The 15,281-nt window shown below is 73.2% G+C and carries 18 protein-coding genes and 1 pseudogene; 8 read left to right on the forward strand and 11 right to left on the reverse strand.

What is annotated here, in order from left to right; all coding sequences use genetic code 11:
* The first annotated feature begins 147 nt into the window (after positions 1-147).
* The 3 genes from ACFYMM_RS32400 to lnt all read left to right on the forward strand — a co-directional run bounded on the left by ACFYMM_RS32400 (position 148) and on the right by lnt (position 2,782).
* Positions 148-327 carry a hypothetical protein gene (locus ACFYMM_RS32400; RefSeq protein WP_388393070.1) on the forward strand — a complete coding sequence of 60 codons (180 nt, stop codon included), beginning with the start codon at positions 148-150 and terminating at the stop codon, positions 325-327.
* 313 nt (positions 328-640) lie between these two features.
* On the forward strand, positions 641-1,120 hold the full coding sequence (locus ACFYMM_RS32405) for a nuclear transport factor 2 family protein (protein WP_388393072.1): 480 nt from the start codon (positions 641-643) through the stop codon (positions 1,118-1,120).
* Positions 1,121-1,207: 87 nt separating this feature from the next.
* Complete coding sequence (gene lnt / locus ACFYMM_RS32410) at positions 1,208-2,782, forward strand: apolipoprotein N-acyltransferase (protein ID WP_388393074.1); 1,575 nt, start codon at positions 1,208-1,210, stop codon at positions 2,780-2,782.
* On the opposite strand, the gene ACFYMM_RS32415 is transcribed toward lnt, so the two are convergent.
* Positions 2,700-3,611, reverse strand: a complete 912-nt coding sequence (locus ACFYMM_RS32415) for a Gfo/Idh/MocA family protein (RefSeq protein WP_388393076.1) — start codon at positions 3,609-3,611, stop codon at positions 2,700-2,702. The genes lnt and ACFYMM_RS32415 overlap by 83 nt on opposite strands.
* A gap of 103 nt (positions 3,612-3,714) precedes the next feature.
* Here ACFYMM_RS32415 and ACFYMM_RS32420 point away from each other — a divergent pair, with 103 nt between their 5' ends.
* Together ACFYMM_RS32420 and ACFYMM_RS32425 are read left to right on the forward strand one after the other, a co-directional pair.
* Positions 3,715-4,227: a DinB family protein gene (locus ACFYMM_RS32420; RefSeq protein WP_388393078.1), complete on the forward strand. Its 513-nt coding sequence runs from the start codon at positions 3,715-3,717 to the stop codon at positions 4,225-4,227.
* Positions 4,228-4,340: 113 nt separating this feature from the next.
* Complete coding sequence (locus ACFYMM_RS32425; RefSeq protein WP_388393080.1) at positions 4,341-4,808, forward strand: hypothetical protein; 468 nt, start codon at positions 4,341-4,343, stop codon at positions 4,806-4,808.
* Between the two features lie 20 nt (positions 4,809-4,828).
* Here the strand turns inward: ACFYMM_RS32425 and ACFYMM_RS32430 are convergent, their stop codons facing one another.
* The 7 genes and pseudogenes from ACFYMM_RS32430 to ACFYMM_RS32460 all read right to left on the reverse strand — a co-directional run bounded on the left by ACFYMM_RS32430 (position 4,829) and on the right by ACFYMM_RS32460 (position 9,886).
* Positions 4,829-5,356, reverse strand: a complete 528-nt coding sequence (locus ACFYMM_RS32430; RefSeq protein ID WP_388393083.1) for a hypothetical protein — start codon at positions 5,354-5,356, stop codon at positions 4,829-4,831.
* Positions 5,357-5,469: 113 nt separating this feature from the next.
* Positions 5,470-6,153 (reverse strand): uracil-DNA glycosylase, encoded by a 684-nt coding sequence (gene ung, locus ACFYMM_RS32435; RefSeq protein WP_388393086.1) that lies wholly within the window; start codon positions 6,151-6,153, stop codon positions 5,470-5,472.
* Positions 6,154-6,196: 43 nt separating this feature from the next.
* A pseudogene (locus ACFYMM_RS32440) lies at positions 6,197-6,979 on the reverse strand (ABC transporter substrate-binding protein); the annotation flags it as partial.
* Positions 6,980-7,028: 49 nt separating this feature from the next.
* The gene (locus ACFYMM_RS32445; protein WP_388393088.1) at positions 7,029-7,790 is read right to left on the reverse strand and encodes an SDR family oxidoreductase; all 762 of its coding nucleotides are present in this window, start codon (positions 7,788-7,790) and stop codon (positions 7,029-7,031) included.
* A 30-nt stretch (positions 7,791-7,820) separates the two neighbouring features.
* Positions 7,821-8,582 carry a 3-oxoacyl-ACP reductase FabG gene (fabG, locus tag ACFYMM_RS32450; protein WP_388393091.1) on the reverse strand — a complete coding sequence of 254 codons (762 nt, stop codon included), beginning with the start codon at positions 8,580-8,582 and terminating at the stop codon, positions 7,821-7,823.
* Positions 8,583-8,708: 126 nt separating this feature from the next.
* Complete coding sequence (locus ACFYMM_RS32455) at positions 8,709-9,125, reverse strand: DUF3037 domain-containing protein (RefSeq protein WP_388393093.1); 417 nt, start codon at positions 9,123-9,125, stop codon at positions 8,709-8,711.
* Complete coding sequence (locus tag ACFYMM_RS32460) at positions 9,122-9,886, reverse strand: HipA family kinase (protein ID WP_388393096.1); 765 nt, start codon at positions 9,884-9,886, stop codon at positions 9,122-9,124. The genes ACFYMM_RS32455 and ACFYMM_RS32460 overlap by 4 nt, the downstream gene beginning before the upstream one ends.
* Before the next feature lie 187 nt (positions 9,887-10,073).
* On the opposite strand from ACFYMM_RS32460, the gene ACFYMM_RS32465 reads away from it, so the two are divergent.
* Positions 10,074-10,595: a Rieske (2Fe-2S) protein gene (locus ACFYMM_RS32465; protein WP_388393099.1), complete on the forward strand. Its 522-nt coding sequence runs from the start codon at positions 10,074-10,076 to the stop codon at positions 10,593-10,595.
* On the opposite strand, the gene ACFYMM_RS32470 is transcribed toward ACFYMM_RS32465, so the two are convergent.
* Positions 10,582-11,247 (reverse strand): cysteine hydrolase, encoded by a 666-nt coding sequence (locus ACFYMM_RS32470; protein ID WP_388393102.1) that lies wholly within the window; start codon positions 11,245-11,247, stop codon positions 10,582-10,584. The genes ACFYMM_RS32465 and ACFYMM_RS32470 overlap by 14 nt on opposite strands.
* A gap of 163 nt (positions 11,248-11,410) precedes the next feature.
* Between ACFYMM_RS32470 and ACFYMM_RS32475 the strand changes: the two genes are divergently transcribed.
* Positions 11,411-11,878 (forward strand): pyridoxamine 5'-phosphate oxidase family protein, encoded by a 468-nt coding sequence (locus ACFYMM_RS32475; RefSeq protein WP_388393104.1) that lies wholly within the window; start codon positions 11,411-11,413, stop codon positions 11,876-11,878.
* Position 11,879: 1 nt separating this feature from the next.
* On the opposite strand, the gene ACFYMM_RS32480 is transcribed toward ACFYMM_RS32475, so the two are convergent.
* Entirely contained in the window at positions 11,880-12,782 is a 903-nt protein-coding gene (locus tag ACFYMM_RS32480) for a LysR family transcriptional regulator (RefSeq protein WP_388393106.1), read from the reverse strand.
* Between the two features lie 74 nt (positions 12,783-12,856).
* On the opposite strand from ACFYMM_RS32480, the gene ACFYMM_RS32485 reads away from it, so the two are divergent.
* Positions 12,857-13,783, forward strand: coding sequence for a DMT family transporter (locus ACFYMM_RS32485; RefSeq protein WP_388393109.1), 927 nt, complete (start codon positions 12,857-12,859; stop codon positions 13,781-13,783).
* 135 nt (positions 13,784-13,918) lie between these two features.
* Here the strand turns inward: ACFYMM_RS32485 and ACFYMM_RS32490 are convergent, their stop codons facing one another.
* Complete coding sequence (locus ACFYMM_RS32490) at positions 13,919-15,250, reverse strand: aminotransferase class I/II-fold pyridoxal phosphate-dependent enzyme (RefSeq protein ID WP_388393112.1); 1,332 nt, start codon at positions 15,248-15,250, stop codon at positions 13,919-13,921.
* Between the last annotated feature and the right edge of the window lie 31 nt (positions 15,251-15,281).

A 15,281-nucleotide genomic window follows, 5' to 3' on the forward strand; every position in this document is an offset into this window, starting at 1 on the left:
GCGGAAGCCCCGCGACCGCACGCGGCGGAGCGCGCGAACCGGCCCCCGCGGTCGGCCACGGGCCCGGCGCCGACGGTGACCAACCCCATACGGTCTCCGTAGCCACCCGGTAGCGCAGTGTCAGTGCTTGCCCCTAGGCTTGTCGGCATGTCCCCCGATTCCGTGACCCCTGGTTCCGTGCGGTCTGCTGCCGAGGTGAACGAGCAGATCCGGGCTCTTTGGCTGCGCGCGGGCGGAACGCTGTCGTCCCAGGAGCGGGCGGAGTACGAGCTGTTGGTGGTCGAGTGGGCCGAGGCGATCCGGGGAGCGGTCATCGAGGCGGCCTGAACCGGCCCCGGCCCGCTCACCGCACCGAGTTCGTGCTGCCCGACGGGCTCTGCGGCGCGCCCGACGAGGACCGGAGCCGGACCGAGCGGGGTGCCGGCGGGGTGCCGGGCCCGTGGTGCGCCGCCGTCGGCACCACCGCGGTCCACTCGCGCCCGGGACGCTGACCGGTGGCCGGCACCGCCCCGCTCACCCCCGGGCACCGGCACCCGCGCCGCCCGGCGGTCCGGCACCGGCGCCGAACACCCCCGCGCGACGCCCCCGCAATCCCCGCACGCCTCTTGGCTCCGCCCGCGCCGTGCCCAACACTTGCCCGATGACGCAGCGTGTGGAGCTGGCGACCGTAATGGACCGACTGGCCGTGGACGAGCTGATCACCGAGTACGCGGTGGCGGTGGACGACGGTGACTGGGGGGCGTACCGAAGGCTGTTCACGGCGGACGGGCGGGCCGACTACCGCTCGGCGGGCGGCATCGAGGGCGAGGTGGGCCGGGTGGCCGGCTGGCTCGCCGAGAGCATGGCGCTGTTCCCCGTGCGACAGCACCTGATCGTCAACCGCCGGGTGCGGTTCGGGGTACTGGAACAGGACACCGGGGACACCGCGCGGGTCCAGGCCGACTACGTCAACCCGATGCGGTTCACCGACGGCGGCGGCGGTGCGCCGGACTTCGTGTGCGGCGGCCGGTACGCCTTCGGGCTGCTGCGCACCGCGGACGGCTGGCGGCTCAGCGAGGTGGTCGTGCGGGAGAAGTGGCGCCGGCTGCCCGACCCGCGCCCGGCGGCCGTGACCGACTGAGCGGGCCGCGCCCCCGGTCCAAGGCCCCCTGTCAAAGATCCCTTTCGAGGACGCACACTGGAAGGAACGCTGGGCAGGAAGGCATGTATGAGGACCTTCGACCGCTGGCTCGTCTCCCCCTGGCGTCGCTCCTGCGTCGCCGCGTTCGCGGGCGCCCTGCCCGTGTTCGCCTTTCCGGCGCCCGCGTTGTGGTGGTTCGCCTACCTCGCCCTGGTCCCGTGGATCCTGCTGGCCCGCTCCGCGCCGACCGGGCGGCGGGCCGCGTTCGACGGCTGGAGCGGCGGGTTCGGGTTCATGGTGGCCGTGCACCACTGGCTGCTGCCCAGTCTGAACGTGTTCCTCTTCGTCCTCGCCGCGCTGCTCGGCCTGCTCTGGGCGCCCTGGGGCCTGCTGGTGCGCCGCCTGCTCGGCGGTGTGCCGTCACCGGGGCGCTGCGCCGCCGGGCTGGTGGTGCTGCCGTCGGGGTGGCTGGCGGTGGAGCTGGTCCGCTCCTGGCAGGGGCTCGGCGGTCCCTGGGGCATGCTCGGCTCCAGTCAGTGGCAGGTGGAGCCGGCGCTTCGGCTGGCCTCGGTGGGCGGGGTGTGGCTGCTCAGCTTCCTGGTGGTGGCCGTCAACGTGGCGGTAGCCCTGCTGGTCGCGGTGCGCCGGGCCCGGGTGCCCGCCGTCGCCTCACTGGTCGCCACGGCCGCCGCGACCTCGGCCGCCTGGGCCTGGGCGCCGCAGCCGCAGGTGGACGGCCGGGTCCGGATCGCCGTCGTCCAGCCGGGCGTCGTCGACGGCGACGGCAGTCCCATGAAGCGCTTCGACCTGGAGGAGCGGCTCACCCGGCGGCTGGTGGGACAGCACGTCGACCTCGTGGTGTGGGGCGAGAGCAGCATCGGCTACGACCTCGCCGACCGCCCCGACCTGTCCCGCCGGGTCGCGGCGCTGTCCCGGGCGACCGGCGCCGACGTCCTGGTCAACGTGGACGCCCGCCGCTCCGACCGGCCCGGCATATACAAGAGTGCGGTGCTCATCGGCCCGGCCGGCCCGACCGGCGACCGCTACGACAAGATGCGGCTCGTCCCGTTCGGCGAGTACATACCGGCCCGCTCCCTGCTGGGCTGGGCCACCTCCGTCGGCAGGGCGGCCGGCGAGGACCGGCGGCGCGGCTCCGCGCAGGTGGTGATGAACGTCGGGCACGGGCTGCGGATCGGCCCGCTGGTGTGCTTCGAGACGGCGTTCCCCGACATGAGCCGCCATCTCGCCGAGCACGGCGCGGACGTCCTGCTCGGGCAGTCGTCGACGTCCACGTTCCAGGGCAGCTGGGCGCCCGCGCAGCACGCCTCGCTGGCCGCGCTGCGGGCCGCCGAGACCGGCCGTCCGATGGTGCACGCGACCCTGACGGGCGTGTCCGCCGTCTACGGCCCGAGCGGTGAGCGCCTCGGCCCGTGGCTCGGCACGGACGCGAGCACCGCCCGCGTCTACGACGTACCGCTGGCGCACGGGGTGACGCCGTACGTCCGCCACGGCGACTGGCCGGCGCACGCCGCGCTGCTCGTGCTGGCCGCGTTCGGCGCCGCCGAGGGCGTGCGGGCGTTCAGGACCCGCCGGTCCGGTCCTGAACCGCTCGGACCACCCGCTCGCACAGTTCGTGAGTCGCCAGTGCGTCCCGGGCGCTGAGCACCTTCCCGGCGCGTACGGCGTCCAGGAAGGCGAGGACGGCCTGTTCGACACCGCGCTGCCGGGCGACCGGCACCCAGTCGCCGCGCCGGCGCACCGTCGGCTGCCCCTTGTGGTCGATCACCTCGGAGAGGTTGACCACCTGCCGCTTGGTGTCCTGCCCGGAGACCTCCAGGATCTCCTCGGCCGAGCCGCTGAGCCTGTTCATCACGCCGAGCGCGGTGAAGCCGTCCCCGGAGAGCTGGAGCACGACGTGGTGGAGCAGGCCGCCCTCCGAGCGGGCCCGTACGGTCACGTCGTCGACGGGGCCCGGGACCAGGAACCGCAAGGTGTCGACGACGTGGATGAAGTCGTCGAGGATCATCGAGCGCGGTTCCTCGGGCAGTCCGACGCGGTTCTTCTGGAGGAGGATCAGCTCGCGCGGGTGGTCGGCGCACTGTGCGTAGCCGGGGGCGTGGCGGCGGTTGAAGCCGACCGCGAGCGAGACTCCGTGCTGTTCGGCGAGGTCCACCAGCCGCTCGGAGTCGGCGAGCCGGTAGGCGAGGGGCTTGTCGACGTAGGTCGGTACGCCCGCCTCCAGCAGCCGGGCGACGATCTCGGGGTGGACGGAGGTCGGCGCGTGCACGAAGGCCGCGTCCAGGCCCTCGGCGAGCAGGGCGTCCAGGGTCTCGTGGCGCCGGCCGGCCGGGAGGTGGAGCGAGTCCGCGATCCGGGCGAGGGTGGCGGGCGTCCTGGTCTGGAGGTGCAGCTCGACCCCGGGCTGGGTGCTCAGCACCGGCAGATAGGCCTTCCGCGCGATGTCCCCGAGTCCGATGCAGCCGACCTTCACGTGCGCTCCCCTGGCCGTGCCTGTGCGTGCCCTGGGCGGAAGCATAGTGCCGCGGGGCCGAAAACTCCTGGTGGTGGCGGGTCCGTTGGGCGAGGATGCGGGCATGACGATCAAGCGGGAAGAGCCCGCCCTGGACGCCGGCGAACGCGACATGCTGGAGGGCTGGCTGGACTACCACCGGCAGACGCTGGCGTGGAAGTGCGAGGGCCTGACCGACGCACAGTTGCGGACGGCGTCCGTGGAGCCGTCGGAACTGTCGCTGCTGGGGCTGGTGCGGCACATGGCGGAGGTGGAGCGGTTCTGGTTCCAGGAGGTGCTGCTGGGCGAGGACCTGGGAGTGCTGTACTGCAGTGAGGAGGACCCGGACGGCGACTTCCACTTCACCGACGCCGACACCTGGGACGAGGCGTACGGCACCTGGCGCGCGGAGGTCGACAGGGCCCGGCGCAATGCCGCCGGCCTCGCGCTCGACGCCTTCTCCCGGGGCCGGAGCAGGTCCACCGACCAGCCCTTCAACCTCCGTTGGATCTACACCCACATGATCGAGGAGTACGCCCGGCACAACGGCCACGCCGACCTGGTCCGTGAGCGGGTCGACGGCACCACCGGCGACTGACGTCAGCCCCCATGCTCGCCTGCCCCTCGTACGGGGCAGGAGATCACCCGTGCGGGGCATCAATCGCCCAGCCCTGATCCCGGCAGGCGCACCGGGCCAGCAGAGTGGCGCGCGTGCATCGAACGACGACGACCGCAGCGCTCCTGGTCACCGTGACCGTCTCGGCCCTCTCCGGGTGCGTGACGGTCCAGCGCCCGGCGACGCCCGGCCCCGTGCCGGGTAGGGCACCCTCGTGGCCGTCGGCGCCCCGTACGGACGGCAGCGCCGAGCCGCGGGTGGTGCAGGCGCCGGCCCGGGAGGCGCTGGAGATGGTCGGCCCCTCCCCGCGTCCGGAGAACCCCGGCCCGGCCGCCGCGCACCCGCCGCCGGCCGCACCGGTCACCCGTCGGCCGCCGGCTCCGCCGTTACGGCCGCAGCCCCGGCCGCGCCCGGAGCACCCCCGGCACTCGCGCACCGCCGTCCCCGACGACCCGCGGTCCGTTCCCGGCAGCTCCGACGTGTGCGCGCTGGGCAGGCAGTACGGCGGCTGGCGCCCGGACAGCCCCGAGGCGGTGATCTGCCGCCAGACGTACGGCGGTTGAGGCATGGCCGGGGCCGGGCTTCAGTACGGCCGCTGGCGCGGCGGCCCCCAGGAGTCCCCGCCGCCCCGGCCGGCCGGACCGTCCTCCCCCAGCCGCAGCTCGAGCCGGATGATCTCCGCCCGCACCCCGTCGCCGTATCCGTCGTCGACGAGCGATCCGGCGGTACGGCGGGCCCGGTGCAGGTGGACGCGGGCGGCCTCGGAGCGGCCCAGCTTGACGTAGTCGGCGGCGAGGTTGAGGTGCAGGGAGGGGAAGAAGGCGCGGAGCCGCGCCGGGTCCCCCTCGCTCTGCCCGGCGGTGAGTTCCTCGGCGGCCGACAACGCCCGCAGGTCCCAGGCCAGTTCGTCGGAGGGGTCGTCCTGGGTGTCGGCCAGGTAGTGGGCCAGCGTGCAGCGGTGCAGCGGGTCGCCGTCCTCACCCAGCTCCGCCCACAGGTCCAGCAGTCGGCGCCGGGCCTCCTCGCGGTCGCCGCCGTGGTACAGCATCACCATCTGCCCGATTCGCGTCAGCACGGCATCCGGCGCCGCCTGCTCCTGTCGCTCCGCCACCACGACCTCCGCGCGCTAGGGGCCGCACCCGGGCCCTGTCCCCGACGACGCTAACCGGCGGCAGGGACAAACCCGGTCAGGCGGCCCCGTACGACACGACCGCCGCGCGCCGGTCAGCCCAGGTTGGGGATGCTCCAGTCGATCGGCTCGTGGCCCTGCCCGGCGACCGCCGCGTCGATCTGGGTGAAGGGACGGGAGCCGAAGAACTTCTTGGCCGACAGCGGAGAGGGGTGCGCGCCCTTGACCACCACGTGCCGGCTCTCGTCGATCAGCGGCAGCTTCTTCTGCGCGTAGTTGCCCCACAGGACGAACACCGCCGGATCGGGCCGGTCGGCCACCGCGCGGATCACCGCGTCCGTGAACCGCTCCCAGCCGCGCCCCTTGTGCGAGTTGGCCTCGCCGGCCCGGACCGTGAGCACCGCGTTGAGCAGCAGCACGCCCTGTTCGGCCCATGGCATCAGATAGCCGTTGTCCGGGACCGGCGTACCCAGCTCCTCGTGCATCTCCTTGTAGATGTTGCGCAGCGACGGCGGGATCCGCACACCGGGGCGGACCGAGAAGCACAGGCCGTGGCCCTGGCCCTCCCCGTGGTACGGGTCCTGGCCGAGGATCAGCACCTTCACCTGGTCGTAGGGGGTCGCGTCCAGCGCGGCGAAGACCTCCTCGCGCGGCGGGTAGACGGGGCCCTTCGCCCGCTCCTCCTCGACGAACTCGGTCAGCTCCTTGAAGTAGGGCTGCTGCAGTTCGTCGCCCAGAACCCCGCGCCAGGACTCGGGCAGCATGGCGGTGTCGGTCACGTCAACGTCCTCACGATGTGCGGTCACTTCCAGACCACTGAACCTACAGGCGGGCACTGACAACGGGCCCGGCCGCCGGTGAACGGACCGCCCACCAGCTGGTCTTGCGGTGCAGTTCCCACATCATCATGATCGTCGAGGGGTCGAGGGCCTGCTCGCCGCCGGAGATGTCGTCGCTGGCGGCGACGTACTGCCGCCCCTGCCACAGCGGCAGCAGCCGGGCGTCGTCGACGAGGATCTGCTGGGTCTGCTGGAACTCCTTGACCACCTGGGCGCGGTCGCTCTCACGGCGGGACTCGGGCAGCAGCTCGCCGGTGATCTTCGGGGAGGGGTAGGGCGTACCGAGCGCGTTCCGGTCGCCGACGAACGGGGCGGTGAAATTGTCCGCGTCCGGGAAGTCCGGGAACCAGCCGCGGCCGAACACCGGGTACTCGCCCTGTTCGTGGCCGACCACGTAGGTCTTCCACGGACGGCTCCCGAGGGTGACGGTGAACAGCCCCGAGTCCTCCGGCTGCCGATTCAGCTCCTGGAACATCCCGGCCGTCCATGAGCCGTAGCGGTCGGCGGTGTACCAGAGGGTGAGCGGCACCCGCCGGGTGATGCCGGCGTCCGTGAGGATCTTGCGGGCCTTGGCGGGGTCCGGGTCGCCGTAGTCGTCGAAGAAGCCGGTGGTGTGGCCGGTCAGGCCCTTGGGGACCATCGAGCACAACGGGTACACGGTGTCCCTGTACACCTTGTGCGCGATGGCGGAGCGGTCGACGACCTGGGCGAAGGCCTTGCGCACGGCGGGCCGCCCGGCCCACGGGTCCTTCGGGTTGGACACCAGGCCGTCCGGGCGCCGGATCCCGTGGGGGACGGGCGCCCGGAACGGGCCGTCAGGCCACGCCGGCGTTCAGGAAGAGGCCGCCGTCCACGACGAGCGTCTGGCCGGTGACCCAGGCGGACTGCTCCGAGGTGAGGAACGCGGCGGCGCCGCCGATGTCGGAGGGCACGCCGAGCCGGGCGAGCGGGTAGGCGGCGGCCGCCTCCGCCTCCCGGCCCTCGTACAGGGCCTCGGCGAACTTGGTCTTGACGACGGCCGGGGCGATCGCGTTGACCCGCACCTTCGGCGCGAACTCGTGCGCCAGCTGCTGCGTCAGGTTGATCATCGCGGCCTTGCTGATGCCGTAGGCGCCGATGAACGGCGAGGGCGCAAGACCCGCGACCGAGGCGATGTTGACGATCGCGCCGCCGTTGTCCTTCTGCCAGGCGTGCCAGGTCTTCTGGGCCAGGCCGAGCGCCGAGACCACGTTGGTCTCGAACACCTTGCGTGCCACGTCCAGGTCGAGGTCCGCGATCGGTCCGAACACCGGGTTGGTGCCGGCGTTGTTCACCAGGAAGTCGACGCGGCCGAAGGCCTGCATGGCGCGCTCGACCACCTCGCTCTGGTGGGCGAGGTCGTGGGCCTTGCCCGCGACGCCGATGACCCGCTCGGCGCCGAGCTTGTCGACGGCCCCCTTGAGGGCGTCCTCGTTGCGGCCGGTGATCACCACGCGGTCGCCGCGCGCCACCAGCGCCTCGGCGACGCCGTAGCCGATGCCGCGGCTGGCGCCCGTGACGAGGGCGACCTTGCCGGAGAGTTCAGGCAGTTCAGTCATGTCCGTGTTCCTCGAGATCCCCTGTGACGACTAGTCGAGCGGTCCGCCGGCGACGTACAGCACCTGGCCGGAGACGAAGCCGGCCGCCTCGCCGGTGAAGAAGGCGATGGCGTTGGCGATGTCCTCGGGCTCACCGACGCGCTGCACGGGGATCTGGGTCGCGGCGGCGGCCTTGAACTCCTCGAAGCCCATCTTGACGCGGTCCGCGGTGGCCTTGGTCATCTCGGTGGCGATGAAGCCGGGGGCGACGGCGTTGGCGGTGATGCCGAACTTGCCCAGCTCGATGGCGAGGGTCTTGGTGAAGCCCTGCAGACCGGCCTTGGCGGCGGAGTAGTTGGCCTGGCCGCGGTTGCCCAGCGCCGAGGAGGAGGACAGGTTGACGACGCGGCCGAAGCCCGCCTCCACCATGTGCTTCTGGACGGCCTTGGTCATCAGGAAGGAGCCGCGCAGGTGCACGTTCAGGACGGTGTCCCAGTCGGAGACGCTCATCTTGAACAGCAGGTTGTCGCGGAGCACGCCCGCGTTGTTGACCAGGATCGTCGGGGCGCCCAGCTCCTCGACGATCCGCGCGACGGCCGCCTCGACCTGCGCCTCGTCGGAGACGTCGGCGCCGACCGCGATCGCCCTGCCGCCGGCCGCGGTGATCTTCTCCACGGTGTCCTTGCAGGCGGCCTCGTCGAGGTCGATCACGGCGACCGCGCGGCCCTCCGCGGCCAGTCGTACGGCGGTGGCGGCGCCGATGCCGCGCGCCGCGCCGGTGACTACCGCGACCCGCTGCTCAGTGGTGGACATTGCTGGTTCTCCTCGCCCTAGAGAAAGTGCGCCCATCTGGTGAGCGACCGCTTAGTACCTTCAGCAGACGTGACGCTAGAAGCCCTGGCACGCGGTGTCAACGGCACACCGCGTGCGTGTGATCCATTACCTCACCAGGAGGTCCAGCAACCGCTCCGTCTCGGCCGCCGGATCGGTGGTGAGCCCCGTGTGCACCGGTCCGGGCTGCACGACCGTCGAACGGGGCGCGATCAGCCAGCGGAAGCGCCGCCCGGCGTCGTCGCCCGCCGCCTGGCCGGCCGCCGCCCCGCCCGCGCACACCCGTTCCACGGCACCGAGCGCGGCCCGCACCCCGCTCACGTCCGCCGCCGGGTCCAGCGCGAGCAGCCGGGCCTCGTCCAGATGGATGCGGGCGCCTACGTAGGACCGGGCGCGGCAGTAGACGACCACGCCCGCGTTGACGCACTCGCCCCGCTCGACGCGGGGTACGACGCGCAGCAGCGCGTACTCGAAGACGTCCCGGCCGCCGCCCTGGCCCGTCCTGGTGATGTGGCGCTCGGTCACTTGGCCCCCTCGATGCCGTGGATGCGCTCATGGATGACGGCCGCGCGCGCGAGCAGCGGCCGCGCGTAGGCCCGCCGGAGGTCGTCCGGCATCTCGAAGCCGGGCTCGTCGGCCAGCCAGGCGTCCGGGATCTCGGCGGTGACCTCGGCGAGGAGTTCCTCGGTGACCCGGGGTGCCAGCTCGGCGGCTGCCTCGGTCACCTCGGGGGCGAAGCGCGCGAGGGCGTGGTCGCCGGCGTCGTAGGGGCGGGCCGCGGAGGTCTCCGCGAAGGGCCAGTTGTGGTGCCAGATCATGGTGGCGCCGTGGTCGATGAGCCACAGCTCGCCCCGGTGGACCAGGAGGTTGGGGTTGCGCCAGGAGCGGTCGACGTTGTTGATCAGCGCGTCGAACCAGACGATCCGCCCGGCCTCCGCGCCGCCCACCGGGAAGGCGAGCGGGTCGAAGCCGAGGGCGCCGGAGAGGAAGTCCATGCCGAGGTTGGTGCCGCCGCTGGACCTCAGCAGCTCCTGCACCTGCTGGTCGGGCTCGCCGAGCCCGAGGACCGGGTCCAGCTCGACCGCCACCAGCCGGGGCATCCGGAAGCCGAGGCGGCGGGCCAGTTCACCGCAGACGACCTCGGCGACCAGCGTCTTGCGGCCCTGTCCGGCGCCGGTGAACTTCGTGACGTACGTCCCGAGGTCGTCGGCCTCGACGAGCCCCGGCAGCGAGCCGCCCTCCCGCAGGGGCGTGATGTAGCGGGTCGCGGTGACTTCCTTGAGCATCGCCCCAGATTACTGGCGTGGGGCGGGCGGCCGGCCGACAGCGGATCGACAGCCGTGGTTTACCGCCCCCTCATCTCCGGGAGGCCAGGATCTGGATGCCCGTCTGAACAGGTGGTGCCCAAGGACCGTACCCCTGGACGGATCGCCAAGAAGCTCTCCGAGAAGCTCTGTGGAAGGGAACCCCCACATGACCAGCGCATCGCTCAACCCCTCGGCAGGACCGGCCCGCCGTACCGTCGTGGCGGCCGCCGGAGCGGCCGGGCTCGCCGCCGCGCTGACCGCCTGCGGGTCGAGCGACAACTCGTCCGGCTCCACGACCGGGTCCGGGTCCTCCGGCACCACGGGCTCCACCGGGACAACCGGGACCACCGGCTCGACCGGATCGACGCCCTCCGGCGCGGCGGGGGGCGGCTCGGCCGGTGGCACCGCGCTCGCCAAGACCTCCGACATCCCCGAGGGCGGCGGCAAGATCTTCAAGGATCAGGGTGTGGTGGTCACCCAGCCCACGGCGGGCACGTACAAGGCGTTCTCGTCCAAGTGCACGCACGCGGGGTGCGCGGTGGGCAGCGTGGCCAACGGGGTGATCGTCTGTCCGTGCCACAACAGCCACTTCTCCGCCGCGGACGGCAGTGTGAAGCAGGGGCCCGCGACCCAGCCGCTGCCCGCCGCCAACATCACCGTCTCCGGCGAGGACATCAAGCTGGCCTGAGCCGGGGGCCGGATCCGCCGGCGGCGCGCCGGAGGCAACCGAGCACGTCGTCGGTGGTGCTGATCGTGGCGACCAGCGAGAGGGTGTTGCGGATCATCGCGGGGGTGTAGTCCGACGGCACCCCCGCGATGGCGTCCGCCGGGAGGACGACGGTGTAGCCGCGGTTCACCGCGTCGAACACCGCGTTGGGAACGGCCACGTTGGCCGAGACGCCGGTGACGACCAGGGTGCGGCAGCCGAGATTGCGCAGCAGCGCGTCGACGTCGGTGCCCTGGATGGGGGACAGACCGTGCAGCCGTCGGACGACGATGTCCTGGGCGGCGACCTCGATGGGCGGGGCCACGCGGACCGCCGCCGTGCCGGACAGCTGCCGCACGGGCAGGCGTTCGGCGGCACGGAACAGCCGGGCGTTGCGGTTGGCGCCCCGGCCGTCCGGACGGCGCTCGGCGACGGCGTGGACCACCTGGACGCCGCTGTCGTGGGCGGCGGCGACCAGCCGGGCGATGTTGCCGAGGGCGCCGCCGGAGCGGGCCTCCTCGGCGAGTTCGGGCAGCGCGCTGTCCGGGCCGACGACGCCCTGCTGGCACTCGACGGTGAGCAGTACGGTGCCGGCGGGCTCCAGAAGCTCACCGAGCCGCTCGTGCGACGGCATGACGCCCCCTTTCGCCGGGGTGCGGGGCGGCCGAGACTAACCGGGACGGCATGGGAGCGGAAGACGGGCCATTCCCTTTTCTGACGTGATGTCAGAGGATCTCTGGGTCCGCACGGGACCCGGGGACGAACCTCTGGCACGACGTGGGAGAAGAGGGGGCCGCATGACCGTCACTCAGCGCCGGGGCCGGAAGATCATGATGACAGCCGGGGAGCTGGACGAGTTCCTCACCAGCCAGCGCACCTGCCGGGTGGCGACCGTCTCGGCGGACGGCGCACCGCACGTGAGCGCCCTGTGGTACGCCTGGGACGGCGTCTCGCTGTGGCTGTACTCGGTGGTGCGCAGCAAGCGCTGGACCGATCTGCGCCGGGATCCGCGCGTGGCGGTGGTGATCGACTCGGGCGAGGAGTACGACCAGCTGCGCGGCGTGGAGCTGTCCGGCGCCGTGGAGTTCGTCGGCGAGGTCCCGCGCACCGGCGAGCTGTGCGCGGAACTCGACACCGCCGAGATGCTGTTCGCGCGCAAGAACTTCGGACTGGAGGAGATGCCGCACGACGGCCGGCACGCGTGGGCCCGGCTCACCCCGCACAAGGTCGTGTCCTGGGACTTCCGGAAGCTGGGCGGGGTGTGATTCAGGCCGACTTCTCGGCGGCCTCCCGCAGTGCCTCGACCGCCGCGCGGATCGAGGGACGGCGGTCGGCGTCCGCTCGCCAGACGACGTAGACATGGCGGCGGACGCGCTGCCGGAGCGGGACCGTGACGACGCCCGGGGGCACCGGGTGACGGCCCAGCAGCGGGACGATGCACACACCCAGCCCGGCGGCGACCAGGCCGAGTTGGGTGTGGGTCTCGGCGGCGCGGTGGCCGACGATCGGCTCGACGCCGCGTGAGCGCAGGGTGAACATCAGCCACTCGTGACAGAACTCGCCCTCCCCCCAGGTGATCCACTCGTCCTCGGCGAACTCCCCGAGGTCCACCTCGTCCCGGTCCGCGAGCCGGTGCGCGGCCGGCACGGCCACCTCGGCCGGGTCGTCCAGCAGGGGCGCCTTGACCAGGCCGTCGGGCACCGGCATCGGCTTGTTGTACCAGTCGAGCACGACCGCGAGGTCGAGATCGCCGCGGACGACGCCGGCGACGCCGTTCTCGGGTTCGAGTTCGCAGGAGCGCACGCGCAGCGCCGGGTGCCGGCCGCGCAGGGCGGCCAGGGCCGTCGGGAACAGGCCACGGGCGGCGGTCGGGAACGCGGACAGCCGGAGTTCGCCGACGACCTGGCCGCGGTGCGCCTCCAGGTCGGACTGGGCGAGTTCGACCTGGGAGAGGATGCGGGCCGCGTGCTCGGACAACAGCCGCCCCGCGTCGGTGAGCCGGACACCCCGTCCGTTCTTGGCCAGGAGCTGCTGGCCGGCCTCGCGCTCCAGCTTGGCCAGCTGCTGGGAGACGGCGGAGGTGGTGACGTGCAGCGCCTCGGCCGCGCCGCTGACCGAGCCGTGCCGGGCGAGGGCGTCCAGGGTCCGTAGGCGCTCCAGGTTCAACATGTAAGGAATCCTACGAGATACCCGGTGAGAAATCTCGATTGTGCTACGACGTCGGCTCGCCGATCGTGGACGGCATGAGCACGGTCACCACGCCCCGCACCGAGTCCCCCGCCCCTGCCCGCCCCCGCGCCCGCCTCGACTGGCGGCTGCGCTTCGGGGCCCTCTCGCTGATCTGGGGCTTCAGCTTCCTGCTCATCAAGGTGGGCACCGAGGGCTACGCCCCCTTCCAGGTCACCCTGGGCCGTCTGGTGTTCGGTACGGCCGTGCTCGCGGCGGCGATGGCGGTGAAGCGGGAGCGGCTGCCGCGCGGGGCCCGGACCTGGGGCCATCTGGCGGTCGCCGCCTTCCTGCTGAACGCCCTGCCGTTCTCCTTGTTCGCCTACTCGGAGCTGACGATCCCGTCCACGCTGGCCGGCATCTGCAACGCGACCTCCCCCCTGTGGGGCATGGCGCTGTCCCTGGTCGCGCTCTCGGAGGACCGGCCGACCCGGGTGCGCTTCGCCGGGCTCGGAGTGGGATTCCTCGGGGTGCTCACGGTGCTCGGCGCGTGGCAGGGCTTCCACGGCCTGGACACCAGGGGTACGGCGATGGCGCTGCTGGCCTCCCTGAGCTATCCGGTCGGATGGATCTACGTCCGCCGCACGCTCGCCGGTACCGGGCGGTCCCATCTGTCGATGACGGGGGCGCAGCTTCTGCTCGCCACGGTGCAACTGGCCGTCGTCACACCGGTGTTCACCTCGCTCCCGGGCCACTTCTCCGCCGTTCCGCTGCTGGCGGTCGCCGCGCTGGGCGCGCTGGGGACGGGGCTCGCGGTGCTCATCCAGTACGGGCTGGTCGCCGAGGTGGGCCCCACCACGGCCCAGATGGTCACGTACTTCATCCCGGTGATCGCCACGGCTGCCGGCGTCGCGGTCCTCGGGGAGTCGCTGCGGTGGACCACACCGGTGGGGGCCGTGATCGTGCTGGCGGGGGCGGCGCTCACCCAGGTCCGGCGCGGGTGAGGCCACGGGTCCGCCGCTTCCCGCGCCCTTGGGTCCGCCACTCCCCGTTCCTGTGCGGCCGCCACTCTCCGCGCCTGCGGGAATCGCGCCCGGTGGAGCCCCGCCCCCGGGGCCCGCGCCCGCCGGGGCCCCGCCCTACCCGTAGGTACGCGCCGGCGCCGAGCCCACCGCCAGGGCCATCGCGTCCGCCAGCGGGGCCGTCTCCTCGGGGGTCAGCGTCGAGACGGTGATGCGGACGGCCGGTGGAGCGGCGAGCCGGAAGCGGGCCCCCGGGGCCACCCCCCACCCCGCGTGCAGCAGGCGGGCCACCGCCCCGGTCTCGTCGGGCACGGGTACCCAGACGTTCATGCCGCTGCGGCCGTGGGAGGCCACCCCCCGCCGCGCGAGCGCGTCGATCAGAAGATCACGGCGGCTGCGGTAGGCCGCCGCGACCGCCGGGCCGTCCACCGCGCCGTCGGTCCACAGCCGGACCACGGCGCGCTGCAGCAGGCAGCTCACCCATCCCGGGCCCAGCCGCTGACGGCCCCGTACCCGGTCCACCGTGACGGGGTCGCCGGTCAGGACGGCCAGGCGCAGATCGGGGCCGTACGCCTTGGCGACCGAGCGGATGAACGCCCAGTGCCGGGTGCCGCCGGCAAGCGGGTGCAGCGGCAGGTCGACGATGCCGTGGCCGTGGTCGTCCTCGATCAGCAGGGTCTGCGGATGCTCGTCGAGCACGGAACGCAGGGCACGCGCGCGTGGGCCGCTGACCGAGGCGCCGGTGGGGTTCTGCGCGCGGTCGGTGACGAGCAGGGCGCGCGCCCCGGACTCCAGGGCGCGGCGCAGCTCGCCGGGGAGCGGGCCCTCGTCGTCGACGCCCACCGGCAGCGTGCGCAGCCCCAGCGCCGGCACGAGGTCGAGGGTCCGGCCCCAGCCGGGGTCCTCCACGGCGACGGCGTCCCCCGGTCTGAGGTGTGCGGCCAGGACACGCTCCACGGCGTCGAGGGAGCCGGAGGTCACGATGACCGGTCCGCCCGGCACCGAGTCGGCGTCCAGTTCGGCCCGTGCGATGCGGGCCAGCTCCGGGTTTACCGGGTCGGCGCCGTACAGGACCGGCGCCCGGTCCGCCTCGGCGGCGACGGCGGCCAGCGCGGGGGCGAGGGACGGGAGCAGCCCGGGATCGGGGTTGCCGGTGGACAGGTCACGCACCCCGGCGGGCATCTCCACCGGCCGCAGGTCCCGGCCGGTGGTGGCCGGTTTGGGGCGGATCCGGCTGCCCCGGCGCCCGGCCGTCTCGATCACCCCGCGTTCGCGCAGGGTGCGGTAGGCGGCGGCCACCGTATTGGGATTCACTCCGAGCCGGGCCGCCAGCTCCCGCATGGGTGGCAGCGCCTGCCCGGGGTCCAGCTCCCCGGCGCCCACCGCGCGTTCGACGCTGGCCGCGATGTCTGCTGCGCCGCGCCCTTCGATCGGATACTCTCCTAGCACAAAACTCATTATGCACTAGTGCAATGGAGGA

The sequence above is a fragment of the Streptomyces sp. NPDC006739 genome (assembly GCF_042869815.1).
GTDB lineage: Bacteria > Actinomycetota > Actinomycetes > Streptomycetales > Streptomycetaceae > Streptomyces.